The 15,476-nt window shown below is 40.4% G+C and carries 14 protein-coding genes; 4 read left to right on the forward strand and 10 right to left on the reverse strand.

Annotated features, from left to right (window positions below; genetic code table 11):
- Position 1: 1 nt before the first annotated feature.
- Positions 2 to 1,864 carry a glycoside hydrolase family 2 protein gene (locus H6G97_RS17335; protein WP_190941978.1) on the forward strand — a complete coding sequence of 621 codons (1,863 nt, stop codon included), beginning with the start codon at positions 2 to 4 and terminating at the stop codon, positions 1,862 to 1,864.
- Positions 1,865 to 2,031: 167 nt separating this feature from the next.
- On the forward strand, positions 2,032 to 2,706 hold the full coding sequence (locus tag H6G97_RS17340; protein WP_190941979.1) for a class I SAM-dependent methyltransferase: 675 nt from the start codon (positions 2,032 to 2,034) through the stop codon (positions 2,704 to 2,706).
- A gap of 191 nt (positions 2,707 to 2,897) precedes the next feature.
- On the opposite strand, the gene H6G97_RS17345 is transcribed toward H6G97_RS17340, so the two are convergent.
- The 6 genes from H6G97_RS17345 to H6G97_RS55950 form a co-directional block, all read right to left on the reverse strand.
- On the reverse strand, positions 2,898 to 3,374 hold the full coding sequence (locus tag H6G97_RS17345) for a hypothetical protein (protein WP_190941980.1): 477 nt from the start codon (positions 3,372 to 3,374) through the stop codon (positions 2,898 to 2,900).
- Between the two features lie 879 nt (positions 3,375 to 4,253).
- Positions 4,254 to 5,534 (reverse strand): CARDB domain-containing protein, encoded by a 1,281-nt coding sequence (locus tag H6G97_RS17350; RefSeq protein WP_190941981.1) that lies wholly within the window; start codon positions 5,532 to 5,534, stop codon positions 4,254 to 4,256.
- A gap of 119 nt (positions 5,535 to 5,653) precedes the next feature.
- A complete protein-coding gene (locus H6G97_RS17355; RefSeq protein ID WP_190942007.1) occupies positions 5,654 to 5,815 on the reverse strand; it encodes a hypothetical protein in 162 nt (53 codons plus the stop codon).
- A gap of 253 nt (positions 5,816 to 6,068) precedes the next feature.
- Positions 6,069 to 6,455 (reverse strand): response regulator, encoded by a 387-nt coding sequence (locus H6G97_RS17360; RefSeq protein ID WP_190941982.1) that lies wholly within the window; start codon positions 6,453 to 6,455, stop codon positions 6,069 to 6,071.
- Entirely contained in the window at positions 6,427 to 7,680 is a 1,254-nt protein-coding gene (locus H6G97_RS55945) for a sensor histidine kinase (protein ID WP_422394192.1), read from the reverse strand. The genes H6G97_RS17360 and H6G97_RS55945 overlap by 29 nt, the downstream gene beginning before the upstream one ends.
- Before the next feature lie 45 nt (positions 7,681 to 7,725).
- Complete coding sequence (locus H6G97_RS55950) at positions 7,726 to 9,411, reverse strand: response regulator (protein WP_422394191.1); 1,686 nt, start codon at positions 9,409 to 9,411, stop codon at positions 7,726 to 7,728.
- A gap of 127 nt (positions 9,412 to 9,538) precedes the next feature.
- Between H6G97_RS55950 and H6G97_RS17370 the strand changes: the two genes are divergently transcribed.
- Positions 9,539 to 9,943, forward strand: a complete 405-nt coding sequence (locus tag H6G97_RS17370; RefSeq protein WP_190941983.1) for an NIL domain-containing protein — start codon at positions 9,539 to 9,541, stop codon at positions 9,941 to 9,943.
- A 61-nt stretch (positions 9,944 to 10,004) separates the two neighbouring features.
- Here H6G97_RS17370 and H6G97_RS17375 read toward each other — a convergent pair whose 3' ends face one another.
- Complete coding sequence (locus tag H6G97_RS17375; protein ID WP_190941984.1) at positions 10,005 to 11,072, reverse strand: DUF3616 domain-containing protein; 1,068 nt, start codon at positions 11,070 to 11,072, stop codon at positions 10,005 to 10,007.
- A gap of 285 nt (positions 11,073 to 11,357) precedes the next feature.
- On the opposite strand from H6G97_RS17375, the gene H6G97_RS17380 reads away from it, so the two are divergent.
- Complete coding sequence (locus H6G97_RS17380; RefSeq protein WP_190941985.1) at positions 11,358 to 12,341, forward strand: CHAD domain-containing protein; 984 nt, start codon at positions 11,358 to 11,360, stop codon at positions 12,339 to 12,341.
- Between the two features lie 542 nt (positions 12,342 to 12,883).
- On the opposite strand, the gene H6G97_RS17385 is transcribed toward H6G97_RS17380, so the two are convergent.
- The 3 genes from H6G97_RS17385 to H6G97_RS17395 form a co-directional block, all read right to left on the reverse strand.
- Positions 12,884 to 13,096 (reverse strand): CopG family transcriptional regulator, encoded by a 213-nt coding sequence (locus H6G97_RS17385; protein ID WP_190941986.1) that lies wholly within the window; start codon positions 13,094 to 13,096, stop codon positions 12,884 to 12,886.
- Positions 13,097 to 13,153: 57 nt separating this feature from the next.
- The gene (locus H6G97_RS17390) at positions 13,154 to 13,828 is read right to left on the reverse strand and encodes a response regulator transcription factor (RefSeq protein WP_190941987.1); all 675 of its coding nucleotides are present in this window, start codon (positions 13,826 to 13,828) and stop codon (positions 13,154 to 13,156) included.
- Positions 13,829 to 13,899: 71 nt separating this feature from the next.
- Positions 13,900 to 15,333, reverse strand: coding sequence for an ATP-binding protein (locus H6G97_RS17395; protein ID WP_190941988.1), 1,434 nt, complete (start codon positions 15,331 to 15,333; stop codon positions 13,900 to 13,902).
- Positions 15,334 to 15,476: the final 143 nt, after the last annotated feature.

A 15,476-nucleotide genomic window follows, 5' to 3' on the forward strand; every position in this document is an offset into this window, starting at 1 on the left:
AATGAACTTATTAAATATTAATGATACTGGAGTTACATTATCAGTTAAGGGTGATCACGAAAATGCTATTGCCTGGAAACAAATAACGCATCCACGTCCACAGTTGCAGCGATCGCCTTGGCAAAGCTTAAATGGTTTGTGGAAGTTTGCATTTGATGACGAAGGAAAATGTGTTCAACCCAGTGACCTGAAGCGATGGACTCATTTGATAGAAGTTCCATTTGCTCCGGAATCAAGTAAAAGTGGGATAGGTGACACGAATTTTCACTCAAACTTTTGGTACGAACGGGAATTTGCAACACCAGAAGGTGATGGTAGATTGCTGTTACACTTTGGTGCTGTCGACTACCATGCTCGTGTATGGGTTAATGGTCAATATATAGCTGAACATGAAGGGGGACACACCAATTTCTCGCTCGATATTACTCACGTCTTAAATGACAGTGGCACAACAACAGTAACAGTATGGGCGCAAGATGATCCACAAGACCTCGCTAAACCTCGCGGTAAACAAGATTGGCAATTGAAACCCCACAGTATTTGGTATCCTCGCACTAGCGGCATTTGGCAGACAGTCTGGATTGAGCGAGTGGGTAAAACTTATCTTGGCCATCTGTGTTGGAATTCCGATTTTGAGCGATGGGAGGTTGGTTTTGAAGCGGTGCTGGCGGGTGCTGTGCCAGTTTCCGGTGTACAAATCAAGATGGAATTAAGCATTGGCGGTACTGTATTGGTGAATGATACATACGAAGTGTTGAATGGAGAAATTAACCGCCGTATTTCTCTTGGCGATCCTGGGATTGATGACTTCCGTAACGAATTATTGTGGAGTCCAGAAAAGCCAACGTTAATTGATGCCAAAATTCAACTGTGGAGTAATGATCAGTTATTAGATGAAGTAAAATCTTACACAGCGATGCGAACAGTGAGCGTACAGCGCGATCGCTTTATGCTCAATGGTCGCCCCTACTATTTACGCCTTGTTCTCGACCAAGGTTACTGGCCAGAGACACTGATGACTCCACCCAGCGATGAGGCGTTGCGACGTGATGTAGAACTGATCAAAGCAATGGGTTTCAACGGAGTACGCAAACACCAAAAAATTGAAGACCCCCGATTTTTGTATTGGGCAGATGTTTTAGGGTTATTGGTATGGGAAGAAATGCCCAGCGCCTATCGCTTTACCCGTAAAGCTGTAGAACGCATGACGCACGAATGGACTGAAGTCATCAAAAGAGATTCCAGCCATCCATGTATTGTTGCTTGGGTGCCCTTTAATGAATCTTGGGGAGTACCGAATTTAGTGGAGACAGCAGCTCACCGCAACTATGTTTTAGCAATGTATCACTTGACCAAAACCCTTGACCCAACTCGTCCAGTCATTGGTAACGATGGCTGGGAAAGTATAGATACAGATATTCTGGCAATTCATGATTATGATACCAAGCCACTGCAATTACTCCGTCGATATGGGCCAGAGGTGAAGCTGTCAGATATGCTCAATCATAAACGCCCTGGAGGACGTATCCTCACACTCGACAACTATCCACATCAAGGGCAACCAGTTATGCTTACAGAGTTTGGTGGTATTGCTTATGCTCCAGAAGACGAGCCAAATACAGACCAAGTTTGGGGATATGAGCGTTGCTGGAGTATCTCCGAGTTAGAAATGAAATATGCTGCTCTACTCCAAGCCGTCAATGATATTGAACTGTTCAGTGGATTCTGTTACACACAATTTACTGATACTTTCCAAGAAGCTAACGGTTTGTTGTACAGCGATCGCACTCCCAAATTTCCTCTTGAGGCAATCCGGGCTGCAACCATTTCCGGAGGAGGATTTTGCACTCCTAGTAGGTGTTAAAGTTGGGAATTGGAGACTAAAATTTTTACTCTCCAGTTGCTCTGCTTTTCATATTCGTAAATTTACTTAAATTATTGGTATAAATAGGTATTAGTTTTATTTGCGATCGCTCTTGGGCAAAACTGCAATTCTTGATAAGAATATTTCTGCTATTTAAGCGGCGTTGTATGGATGAGAATGAAAAACGAATCTTTGACTCATGGCAGATGAATGCTTTGTTATGGACACAAGCAATTCGTGAGCAGCAAATTGAAAGTCGTGCGATCGCCACAGATGCCGCTATAGTCAAAGCAGTAAGCCAACTCAATCCAAGAACATTCTTAGATATTGGATGCGGTGAGGGATGGTTGTCTCGACAGCTTTTTTCTTTAGGAATTGATGGCTGGGGTGTTGATTTTTGTGCCGATCTCATTGACGCAGCAAAGCATAGTGGCGATTCTCGCTTTGTTGTCTGTTCATACTCGGATCTTGTATCACAAAAATTTAGCACTATTAACTATTTCTCTTGCTTCATCTGCAACTTTTCAATTCTAGGCGAATTCGCTCTTGATGAGATTGCTAAGGCAGGCCATAACCTGTTAGAGGAAAAAGGCAAAATAATTATTCAAACACTTCATCCGATAATTGCTTGCGGTGATACATACTCCAATGGGTGGCGCGAAGTTTCATGGCAACCAGTTGCAGATGCGGCATTTCACCCTACACCTTGGTATTTCAGAACACTCGAATCATGGATCAACGATTTCCATGCTTTGAATTACCGATTGCTAAATTTATATGAGCCGTGTAATCCCAAAACTAACAAACCGATTTCAATTATTTTTGTCTTTGAGCGGCAGTAAAGTATTAAGTACATTTGCTCTCGCCGCTATCTGCTACCCTACAGCTGCTTAACTTCATTCACCCAGCCAATGCAGTAGCTGATAGCTGACTTGGTGCAATTTAGTTTGGGTATTAGTCACTTTCGAGCGATCGCTAGAGTAGTCCTCTTTTTGATTTTCCCCACTTTAAAGTGTCGAGGATGGTTATGATTTTAGTCTACATAATCTGTTGGTATTTGCTCTTCAACAGCGTTATCTGAAACTATTGGGCGGCTACCATCTATCTCTAGAGTATCCTGAACTTGAAAATTACTCTCAGCGATCGGACGTTGACCGTCTATGTCAAGAACAGCTTCAACCTCTAAATCACTAGGGTCAATTGGACGCTTCCCGTCTACATTCAGCATATCATGTTCTTGAAAAGCGCTCTTACCAATCGGGCGTTGACCATCTATATTAATTGTTTTATCATAATCGTTTTCATCCTTCACAATTGGGCGCTCACCATCTATATTAATTGTTTCCTTAATCTCGATGTTACTTGGATCAACTGGACGCTCACCATCTATATTAATTGTTTTAGTTAACTGTTTGGGTTCGTTAGATGATGAATGCGTATCAGTTTCAGTTCCTTTTTTATCGTGAACCAAATTATTTTTAGTACTATCAGCTTTTTTCGTGTTATCCATGTTTTTTATTGTTCTTACAAGCTATTTATTTGCTAACAACATGAGCTTAAAATCTGTTTGTCTCTCAGTTAAAGGAACCGGAATTAGGTAAAACACAGGAAAATTATAGTTTTTCTAATATATATAAGAGCTTACTGGAGTAAGAGCAAGAAATCTTCTATCACAACACAGAATACATCTATGGCTTGAGAGGGATTTGTCATCTCTCAACAAACATACAGACGAATTGTTGCAATCACGGCGATGCCTGCGGCGGACTACGCCAACGCATTTGTTACTTCGGGTTCGCATTTGTTACTTCGGGGTTCGCATTTGCTACTTCGGGGTTCGCATTTGCTATTTCGGGGTTCGCATTTGTTACTTCGGGGTTCGCATTTGTTACTTTGAGGTTCGCATTTGCTATTTCGAGGTTCGCATTTGTTACTTCGGGGTTCGCATTTGCTATTTCGGCGTGTCCATAACGCACGTTACGAAACTACTAGAATTGAAACCGATGCTGGTCATACTTGTGTGTACACCGTAGGTTCAACTGAGCCTCAAGAACTACCCCCTGACGTATGGCGTAGATATAGCATAGGTTACAGCAAAGCAAAGTAGAGTAGTGCAAATCTTCTGCCAACATATTTTGTAGTATAATTGTAATACAAATAAAACCTTTATTTTTTCGTGAAAAGCTTGTGCTAACTTTGACTTGATTGCACTAGAAGGAGAGTGGCAATGAAAAAAGTAGCTGTGTTTGGCAACGCTGGAGGCGGGAAGGAAATCAACTCTAAGCAAGAAATTATCTCAAATCACTGGTTTGCCGCTTTACGTCTTAGACAAGATTAAATCTCAATCAGGAGGCAAGCTGGTTTCAGATGAAGATTATAAGCTTGCCCATCAACAAATTTTAGTTAGTGACCAATGGATTATTGACGGGTTTGGTTGCATGGAAACCCTCTGGCTACGACTCAATGAGGCGGATACTCTAATTTTTGTCGATTTACCGCTATATGTGCATGGATGGTGGGTAACTAAACCTCGATAATCAAGGATTAGTTGATTATCCACAATAGTTGCTGTTACTAAGTCTGCGTTGGTGTTCGCAAAGATAGTTTTAGCGATCGCATCTCCGTCTACATCACTGAAGATATTGCTTAGATCAATAATCGTGTTGACTGCATCTTCGTTGACAGTAAGGTTAGACAGGGGTTGATTAACAGTTGGAGGATTATCGAGCAATTGATTTTCAAGAATGGTTAAGCTAAAGGCATTGCTGACACTTGCTTGCGCTGTATCTGTTGCAGTTACAACTACATTTAAGGTTCCGGCACTGTCTGCGGTTGGAATACCGTTAAAGGTACGAGTCGCTGGATTAAAATTTAACCAAGAAGGAACAGCTTGAGTTGGAACTGTGATGTTACTAATTACTAAATCAGGAACATTACTAAGAGTAATAACAGTGGGATTAACTGTTACGCCAATATTGTTATTTTCAAGAGCATCTTCGGTAATAAAATTACCGCTATCAGTCCGAACTAAAACATAGTAATTACCTTGGATATCAGCAGGTAAGGTAAAGGTGCCGGAAGATTGATAAAAACTCGATGGTGCAAGGCTAGGAGATTGATAAATTCTATCTAAATAAATATCTCCTTCATTTAAAATCTGGTCAGTGGAAAGGAAAACTTCGTCATACCAATTGTCAGAATTAATAGTATTTTCACCCAAATTTTCAACTTTCCAAGTAACCGTAAAGGGCTGCCCTGACGTAGCTGTAGTAGAAACGTTAATTTGTGTGACTTGTAAATCTGGAGTTTTTCGAATTACATCTAGAGGAATAGCCGCAGAGCTATTATTATTTTCTTGAGTTGCTTCGTAAACATTTTGATTGTAATCAGTCACAACAAAAAGATTATAATCTCCACCAAAGCTGAAAGTAATGGTTATTAATTCATTACGAGAATAACTTCCCCCTACATTCAGTAACCCATTACGGCTAAAGTCTTGTAATGCAATATCATCACTATTGCCTAAAATATTATCTTTGGAAGCAATAATGCGATCTGTCCAACTATTAACTGCCGTGTCACCAATTCCTTGATTTATTACTGTCCAATTAATCCGCAGGGATTTACTATTTTCTCCGGTTTCTGGCGTAGTAACACTAGAAACAAGCAAATCTGCTGGACGAGAGGAGATAGTAATAACCTGATTGTCAAAGTTACTATTATTGTTATTATCTAGTTCAAAAACTTGATTTGTGCTATCTGTGACAGCAAATACATAGAATGTTCCTACTACAGTATTAGGGAGAGTAAAAACAGCAGATGCTGTGTAGGATTCATCAGCACTGAGAGCGCCAGAACGATTGCGATCGCCTGAGCAAAAACAATTCTATTAACTTCTGCAATGATGCTCACACCATTTTGATATACAACTTGAGCCTGAGGGGGCGACATGAAAGCTAAAACGTAGATAAAATAAGCTCCATAGCCCTCAGAACTTGAGCTGCATTATTGGTAATAACTGGCGGTCTAGCTAATTCCCAATCACTAGGAACAATATTTATCTTTCAGTGCAGTGATATAAGAGCGGTTCAACTTCGAGAACGATTCCAAAAAGCTTTGAACTGACTTCTCCAATACACCCAAATCCACAAACATTTTTTATTCAGCTTGATGAACCGGACATGATACAAAGGGGCTGTTTAGCTTACTTTTCCAAACTCCAGCCCAGGGCTAGAGCTACTTCAGCAGCTAATTCTAGGGGATTGAATGGTTTAGCGATCGCACTGATCATTCCCATCTGGGTATAGCGACGGCGATCGGAAGCCTGGATTTTGGCAGTTAACAAAATTACCGGAATCGCTTTGGTTAACGGATTGGCTTGTAACTTTTCAAAAGTAGTGATGCCATCCATTCCTGGCATCATCACATCTAGTAAAATTGCATCTGGTTGGTAAGTTTCAGCTTTAATTATGCCTTCTTCACCAGAACTCGCTGTTACTACTTTCCAGCCTGCGACTGTTTCCAAGCAAATCTTGGCAACTTCTTGAATATACTGCTCGTTATCAACCACTAGAATTTGCTTTGTTGTCATCGCTGCTATCCTTTTGTTGGTTCAGGGGAATCTGCTGAAGTAATTCCATCATCCGTTGTTCAAATTCCTCGGTAGTAACACGCCCTTTGGTTAAAAATTCTGCATCTTGGCTTAATTGGCTATTTACGTGTGCATCGTAACGAATATCAATCACAGGAATGGTGGAAGAGTTTTCTAAATTAGTATTTTGGAAAGTCTCAAACAACGGCAAAGTGACGTAAAAAGTGCTACCTTCGCCTAATGTACTTTCAGCCCAGATGCGTCCGCCGTGCTGTTGCATAATGCTTTTACAAATTGCCAAACCTAAACCAGTACCATCATGGTTGCGTGAATCTGAAGAGTCAACTTGTTGAAAGCGCTCAAAGATACTCTCAAGTTTCTCTGTTGGAATACCGCGTCCAGTATCTTTGACTGTCAACAAAACTTCATTCCCTTGTTGTTGTGCCCCTAACCAAACCGCAGATCCAGCAGACGAAAATTTAATGGCGTTACTCAGTAGATTAGTTAAGGTTTGGACAATGCGATCGCAATCAGCCAATACTTGAATGGATAGGGCAGATATAGATAATTTTATTTCTGCTTTGTCAGCGAGAGGCTGCATAACATTTACAGCTTGAGTGATTAGATCAAGGATATTGCAGATTTCTGGTTCCATCTTCGCCTTACCCGATTCGATCCGCTCAATGTCTAGAATGTCGTTGATTAAACGTACTAGACGTTCGCTGCTATCAGTAGCAATTTGCAGCAGGCGTTTTGCTTGCTCTGAGTCTGTCGGTAGCAAGCCACTGGCTAGCATTCCTAGAGAGCCGTAAATTGAAGTTAAAGGTGTGCGGAGTTCATGACTAACAACAGAGACAAATTCATCTTTCATCCGTTCGATTTGCTTTCGTTCTGTGATGTCTCGTAAGATAACCGTATAAAATATTTCCTCACCCATATCTATTTTAGAAATGGAAGCCTCCGCCGGAAACTCAGCACCATCCTTGCGTCGGCCATAGATTTCACGCCGTTCTCCCATCCGGCGGGCAACATTAGGAGATTGGCCAAAATCAACTACATGTTGACGATGCATTTGAAAAAAACGCTGCGGTAAGAGTAAATCAAGGCCCTTTCCAATTACTTCCTGGGCAGAGTAGCCGAAAATCTTCTCTGCTCCTTGATTAAACAAGGTGATATTTTGGAATCCGTTGATGGAAATAATTGCATCATCAGCAATATCTAAAATCCGTGCAAATCGGGCTTGAGAGAACCGTAATTCTTCTTGTGTGCGCTAACGCTCGTCTAGTTGTGACTGCAACTGTTCATTCACCCTAATTAACTCGGCGGTGCGCTCTGCCACTCTCAACTCCAATTCGTTGATAGCTCGTAAATTGTGGGATGAGGAAAAGTTTACTCCCTCTGCCTTCCCTGCTCCCTCTTCCCCTACCGCCCTACCCCCTTGCGCCACGCGCTGCCGCAATTTCACCCGTTCTAAACGATTTACGATTCGGGTTACTAGTTCTGGCCCGACAATTGGCTTGCTTACAAAGTCATCAGCACCAACGCTAAATACCTGATTTACCATCTCAGCATCGCTATGCACAGTGAGAAATAAGATGGGTAACTCACTCCAGTGCGGCTCGTTGCGTACTAACTTGCAAATTTCTATACCCTTTGTATAGGGTAACTCCACATCCAAAATCAGCATATCTGGTGCAAATGCTTCCAAGGTTTCCCAGAACTGACGCGGATCTTCAAGAGCGATCGCCTTCAATCCCCAAGGATGAAGTAAGGTTTGCAATAATGCCTGGATTTGCGGATCATCGTCCACAACCAATATTTTAGTTTCTGCATCGGGGTCATTTTGCAGCGTCTGTGTGATTTCTAATACCTGTGGAGTTGGTGATGCAGATATTGCCGCTGCGTTGTTTCCCTGAATTTCCCGACGCAATAAGTTTACCCAACTTTCGAGGTTGCTAATTTCAGATTTAGTCAAGGTTTGACTAGAACTCAGCAGCCGTTCTATATCGCGTGCCAATTTTGAGCCAATAGGTAAGCCAAAAGTACCTAAAGATCCCGCCAAGGTATGCGCTTCTTTGACTGCAAGCGATCGCAATTCTGAATTTAAACTATTTTGGTTTAAAGTTGCGATCGCTTCCTCCAGCACCCTCACCTGCTCGTCTACTCGCCCTTGAAATCGTTGCCAAATTTCCCCAACTACCATTAATGTTTGCTGCTGTGATTTCAAATTGGCAACTGTGGATTTTGCCTGATTTAATTTCTTCCTGTCCCTCTGCCCCTCTTGCAGTGGTTTCAGCCGATAGCCGATACCATAAACGGTTTCAACCAAATCACTGGGCGCTCCTACAGCTTTGAGTTTATGTCGTAATCCTTTAATATGAGTACGAACAGCTTCTTCTTGTGGAGTATCTTCATAAGACCAAAGATGTTCTAAAATCATGCCGCAGCTAAATACTCGGCGACTATTTCGCAAGAATATTTCTAACAGAGCATACTCTTTTGGAGTAAGTGGCAGCAGATTGCCATCATAGATCACTTCACAGCTACTAGGGTCTAGCTGCAACTTACCATACTTCAGCACAGGTTGCGAGGTTACACCTTGGCGACGCAATAGCGCTCTGACACGAGCAATTAACTCCTCTGCGTCAAAGGGTTTAACTACATAGTCATCTGCGCCAGCATCTAATCCGATTGCTTTATCATGACCACTTTCGCGCCCTGTCAATAATAATATTGGCATTTGCAGACCACTAGACCGGATTCTCCGACAAAGACTGATACCATCCAGCTTGGGCAACACTATATCCAGCAGAATTAAATCATAATCGTAAGTTTGAATAAGATTCCAAGCGGCATCGCCATCAGTGGCAACTTCAACGGCATAGTTTTGCTGAGTCAAAACGGCGGTGAGTGAATATACACTTAACTCGTCGTCTTCTACAACTAAAATTTTCATGTTAAAAGCTTTCCAAATTAAAATGGATACAACCGATAACAAGCAATCAAATTAAATTGCAACATTAATTAATATCAATCATAAAACTTTCAATACGCTACAACAGAAATAACTCTCTGCTAAACCTGTGAAAAAACGAGTAACACTCACCTTCCCAAAACGCGCCGTGCAAATGCCAGTTACTTACGTACTGGCCAAAGAGTTCAACGTCGCCGCCAATATTATCCGTGCCCAAGTTGCCCCAAATCAAATTGGCAAACTGGTAGTGGAACTATCGGGAGATATCGATCAATTAGATGCAGCGATTGAGTGGATGCGATCACGCAATGTTAATGTTTCTCATACGTTAGGCGAAATTACGATCGACGAGGATGTGTGTGTCCACTGTGGTTTGTGTACTGGGGTTTGTCCTACCGAAGCCCTGACTCTCCACCCAGAGACGTACAAATTGACATTCACGCGATCGCGCTGTATCGTCTGTGAACAGTGTATACCCACCTGTCCTGTACAGGCAATCTCTACTAACCTTTAAGATTGCCTATCAAACTTTCTCAACTAATCCAAAATCTAAAATCCAAAATCCAAAATTGATTTTAGCGCAGCTTAAACACATCGGCGATTACACTATCATCACCTACCAGCCTCGTTTTTGCCGGAGAGTCATAAACCACCAATATTGAAGGTATACCAGCTACATCTTGAAACAGTGTCATTCCCTCAGCGTGTTCTTCCCGATTTCCATAGGGAATATCTTGCACAAAATCTGGATTGCTGAAGACGTTTTCTTGTGAATCCACCCCATTTATCCAGCGATACACTTGCACGGGGCCATCTAAATCCATTGTTGGCCCGGCTAAAATCAACAAATCTTTGTCATCTATATGCAAATCCCGAATTCCCAAACCATTCAACCAAATAAAATGCTTTTTATATAACTCCTGCGCTTCTCCAATTTGCTTTAGTCTCAAAAGTCCGGGAGTAGAATCTTCTAACTCTATTTCCAGCACCACAGCCCAACCCCGCAAAACAGGGCCGCGCAAACCTAAAAAAATGCGGTTTTGATAAATGCCTATTCCTTCAATATCAAAACCATTATCCTTGCCAGGAATTTCTGCCTTAATAAACAAGCCTAAATGAGCGTCATCTGCTAAAGCTGTCGTCAGCAAATTACCCTGATTCATGACCTCTAATTTAGCGGCATTCAATTGCACATCTGGATTTTGGGGGTGTGGGCAAGATGAAAATAACTTACCATCTATCATCGGAATCCGTCCTAAGAGGTAACGGTTAGGTTCTGATTCAACTTTTGCGAGTCTTTTAAAATTTTTGGGATCTGGTTTTTCCGGTTTAGGTTTTTTGCGTTTGTAGCTGTGAGAACCAACAAACCATAGGTAATAATCAGTATAAGCAAGCCCTTCTATATCAATTTCTTCCTCTTCTGGTGCAGGTAAGCTGATAAAATCTGATACCCTAAATTGCTGATGTTCTGTAAACTTGTCATTATAAAACAAAGAGAGACGCTCAATAGTTGAGGTTTCATCTGACCCCAACCATAAATACTTTTGATGTGTTAGCAGCAACGCTGATAAATCTTCTCTATGTTCTTTAAAATTATCTACAAAAGTCAATAAAACTTGATTGAGCAAAGTTGAATTTGGCATTTTTTTATGGTTGCAGGAAAAGATTATTAATGCTATCATAATACATAACTTAATATATCATGTTAAATAATTTTTAAAAGCTATCCTATCATATAAAATCGCCAGAGTAAATTTGCTTTTTAAACCTTTGATAGATATTAGGTATTTCTAAAAGAGGATGCAAGTGTTAATGCTTATAAGCATACTTGATAATATCCATCAAATAAAAAATATCAAAATTAGATACAACTTTTTAACTAATGTTATTATGCAATAACCTTATGAGGTAGCCATCAAAGATAAATTATGAAATTAGCCACACAACCTACAATAAAAACTCTCGGTGACTACGCCTACCAAGCGATCGAAAAACACTTTAAGAAAACCTTGAAGTGGGAAAAATCAGTAAAAAAAGACGAAGATCCAGAAGCACTACACCAAATGCGAGTGGGAATGCGCCGCCTACGGACAGCGGTAACTCGCTTTGGGGTGGCGGTAGATGTGCCGAAACCGATCAGCGATAAAAATATCGGTAAAATAGCCCGTCGTCTTGGTAGTCTGCGAGATTTGGATGTACTCAAAGAAAGTTTGAAAAACGATTACAAACCAAATTTACCTCGCAAAGAACAGGACTCTTTGCAAACAGCTTTCACAGCTTTAGCTAAACAACGTGAAGATGTACTATCGAGTGTACAGAAAACGTTAAAAGATGAATCTTACAAGTCTCTAAAAGATTCATTGGACAAGTGGTTAGAGAAACCGAGTTATAAACCTTTGGCATCTGTTAACATTCAGCAAGTACTACCAGACTTACTCTTACCAGAGTTAAGTAACTTCTTATTGCATCCTGGTTGGCTAGTTGGCACCCAATTTGTGGACTCAGAAATTACAATCCAGAAAAACTGGGAACCAGAAAAAATAGAGCAAAAATTGACAACAGAAGGTACAACTCTTCATAGTTTGCGAAAAGAAGCTAAACGCATACGCTACCAGATGGAGTTATTTACTGACTTATATGGTGAGTCTTATGCAGCTTATATTACAGAAGTGAAAAATATCCAAGAAATTTTGGGTATGATGCAAGATAGTGCGGTATTAACTGACTGGCTGACAGATGTTTTCAAGTCAGAAATTCAGACTGAGTTGCCCACCTTTGCTAATTTGTTAACTGAAAATCGTTACAAATCGTGGCAGCAGTGGCAACCTTTACAAGAACGGTATTTGAAAACTGAAACCAGGCATAGTTTTCACTTAACAATATTGCATCCGCTTTCAGGAGTAATAAATTAAAATTTACTCTTTATTGGGGAAGGATTAGATTAACGAGTAGACACAATTGAATAAAAGCCTCTAGGCACAAAATATAGCGGTTCTCAATTGCATAGAATACAGACTATTTCTAGGGGCACAGCAATGCTGTGTCCTATTGTGTATTGCATCCAGACGAGAACCGCTATATAAACACTCTAGGGAACTTGTACAATACGAGTGTTTTCGGCAGAACGTAAAGCTGAAATTAGCCCAACAGCGCTTGATAGCATGGTTCCCCAGTCCAACTGTTCGGAATTGCCTTGGCTCAAATTTACCAAGGTGCTTCCACCAATCTTGCCCCAAACAAAGCGTCAATTCACAAAATCGCCGCAGAGTCGCTTAAATCTCCAAAAAATATGTTTATTAAGAATTGTTTATTTTAGGCAAGATTAAAAAGGATTGCTTTAATCCCCTACTTAAGAAGAAGGGAATTAGAGCAAGCTTTTACCCAAGCATATTGTCTTTAATCCTATCTCTCGGCAAATCAGGGTAGCAGATTTCTGAGATATTCGAGTGGATAGTTAGTGTGATTTTGGCCCACTGCCAACAGTTATTGTAGAGTCTGCTGTTCCCGTTTCAGAGTTTTCAGCATTCTCAACCTCAAGAGTTCGGAGCAATTCTCGAATGACATCTGTTGCTGGCCTTCCTGTCAAAGCACAGTAACATTCAAGTTTATTCATTTCCTCGGTTGTGAGATTTACTGTCAGTCGTTTTACAGCCCATTTTTTCTTCATGATCCTCTTCTGTCTTTAACTATGTTGCTTTTTGTTGAAATCACCAAGTCATTACGATTACTCTCGCAGTGCATAGCCTACACCACGGATTGTATGAATCAAACGCTTTTCATTATTTTCTTCTAACTTGAGTCGTAAATAACGAATATAAACCTCAATAATATTAGAATCACCCATGAAATCGTAACCCCAAACTTTCTCTAAAATTTGGTCTCTCGTAAATACTTGACGGGGATGTGAAAGGAGATATTCTAATAAATCAAACTCTTTTGCTGTTAACTCAATGCTTCGTTTTACCCGAAATACTTCACGGGTGCGGCGATTTAAGCTTAAATCTTCAAATTGCAATACATCTTCGTCTGTTTCTTGAGTGCGACGGAGATGAGCGCGAATTCTAGCTAGTAGTTCCTCAATGCTGAAGGGCTTAACTACATAATCATCAGCTCCTGCATCTAATCCTGCCACGCGATCGCTCACTTCGTCTTTTGCTGTCAACAAAATTACTGGTACTGTACTCCCTGTTGTCCGCAAACGGCGACAAATTTCCAAACCCGTCAAGCCTGGTAGCATCCAATCCAGAATTGCTAAATCTGGTGATGAGTCTCGCGCTAAAGTTAGACCAGCAATGCCATCATGAGCTACACTTACTTTGTATCCTTCGCTACTAAGTTCTAACTCGACAAATCGCGCTAGTTTAACTTCATCTTCCACCAAAAGGATATGTGCTGTCATAATTTTTGCTCCTAAAGCACGTAATGTCAGAATACTAATTTCAGCACAGCCCTCAGTTCAATCTTCACAAATCAAATAGAACTGCTATATGTAGGTAAACTAATTGTAAACATACTCCCTTCCCCTAATTTGGATTGTACACTTACACTACCCCCCATACCTTCTACAAGTGTCTTAACAATAGATAAACCTAAACCACAACCCCCAGTGGTATGAGAGCGAGATTCATCTACACGGTAAAATCTCTCAAATATCCGTGCTTGCTGTTGTAAAGGAATGCCATAACCTTGGTCACAAACTTGAATAATTGCTTTGTCTTGAAGCTGATTTAACTTAAAAGTTATGGGTGTGTCAGGTTCAGAATACTTGACAGCATTATCAATTAAATTTAATAATACTTGTTTTAGACGGCTGTAGTCTGCTTTGATCTCAATTGGATAAATTTTTGACTCAATTGTAATTGTGCGATCGCTATACTTTTCTGCCATTATTACAACTTCTTCAACCAAGTCATTCAGCACATAAGATTTCATTTGAAAGTATAAGTAACCGCTATCTGCTCGTGCTAAATCAAGTAAATCTTGTAGTAGCCTGATGGTGCGTTCAGCTTCCGATGCCGCAGTTTCTAAAGCTTCTTGTTGGGTTGGGGTTAAGTTATTTTGTCTTCGCAAGACGCTTTGCAAATAACCATGTACAATTGTCAATGGTGTGCGTAATTCGTGAGAAACATTACTTACAAATTCTCGTTCTTGCTCCCATGATTGCGAAAGACGTGATAACAGCATGGTTAAGGTTTGAGCTAGTTCTTTAACTTCACTCGGTGCATTATCAAGATATAGCTGTGCTTTTCCTAAATCTTCAGCAGAAATCACAGAAGTCATTTGATTTAACTGGCGTAGAGGTTGCAGAGAACGTTTAATATAAAATGCGATCGCAGCAGTTAAAACAATAATTGCCAAAACACTTATAATACTTAAACTCTGCACCATTGCCACAAACATTTTCTGTTCGCGGGTAATATCCTTGACTACAAATAACTCACCCAGTAACTTTCCCTCCACTTTCACAGAACTACCACATAAAACAAAGTAGCTTTGATTCACTTTGTAAACTTGTGGTTTAATCGGCATTTTAGTAAGAGACATTAATTCATCTACCGTAGGATTAGATAATAAATTTAAAGTGGCAGATTTTACTAAAATTTTATGATCAGGACTTTTTAGCCATAATAATATGTTAGTATTTGCCAAATTATTAATAGCCTTTTGCAGACCAGTTTCAGGTTGCATCATCTCACTATAAATTTGCACATCTTGCGGCAAACGCTTGGCAATCTGTTCTATATTATATTTATGACTATCAACTAAAATCTGCTGCATTTTCCAACTAGTCCATGTAGCAAGGCTACCTAATACTAAGGCTGAGAATGAAGTGATACCAACGGTGAGGCGTGACTGTAAGGAGAATGGGTCTATATTAATCCAAACTTTTCTGGTTTGCTTCACTTTTATGGTTGCGCTTGATGTGTTGGGATAAGGCTTTATCAATGAAATTAGACTATTAAATATAAATTTATTATCAATAGCTATATTTTTAGTTATAGCTTATTTTAACTTTCCTTTGTTGCATCCCTATTGTGAAAAGTGTA

Source organism: Nostoc flagelliforme FACHB-838, assembly GCF_014698065.1.
In the GTDB taxonomy this organism is placed as follows: Bacteria; Cyanobacteriota; Cyanobacteriia; order Cyanobacteriales; family Nostocaceae; genus Nostoc; species Nostoc flagelliforme_B.

Bases quoted from the DNA above. Each gene is read 5' to 3' on its own strand.
- H6G97_RS55950 (WP_422394191.1), bottom strand. From the start codon at position 9,411: ATGAAAATTTTAGTTGTAGAAGACGACGAGTTAAGTGTATATTCACTC.
- H6G97_RS17390 (WP_190941987.1), bottom strand. From the start codon at position 13,828: ATGACAGCACATATCCTTTTGGTGGAAGATGAAGTTAAACTAGCGCGA.
- H6G97_RS17340 (WP_190941979.1), top strand. From the start codon at position 2,032: ATGGATGAGAATGAAAAACGAATCTTTGACTCATGGCAGATGAATGCT.
- H6G97_RS17375 (WP_190941984.1), bottom strand. From the start codon at position 11,072: ATGCCAAATTCAACTTTGCTCAATCAAGTTTTATTGACTTTTGTAGAT.
- H6G97_RS17380 (WP_190941985.1), top strand. From the start codon at position 11,358: ATGAAATTAGCCACACAACCTACAATAAAAACTCTCGGTGACTACGCC.
- H6G97_RS17345 (WP_190941980.1), bottom strand. From the start codon at position 3,374: ATGGATAACACGAAAAAAGCTGATAGTACTAAAAATAATTTGGTTCAC.
- H6G97_RS17360 (WP_190941982.1), bottom strand. From the start codon at position 6,455: ATGACAACAAAGCAAATTCTAGTGGTTGATAACGAGCAGTATATTCAA.
- H6G97_RS17385 (WP_190941986.1), bottom strand. From the start codon at position 13,096: ATGAAGAAAAAATGGGCTGTAAAACGACTGACAGTAAATCTCACAACC.
- H6G97_RS17335 (WP_190941978.1), top strand. From the start codon at position 2: ATGAACTTATTAAATATTAATGATACTGGAGTTACATTATCAGTTAAG.
- H6G97_RS17355 (WP_190942007.1), bottom strand. From the start codon at position 5,815: ATGTCGCCCCCTCAGGCTCAAGTTGTATATCAAAATGGTGTGAGCATC.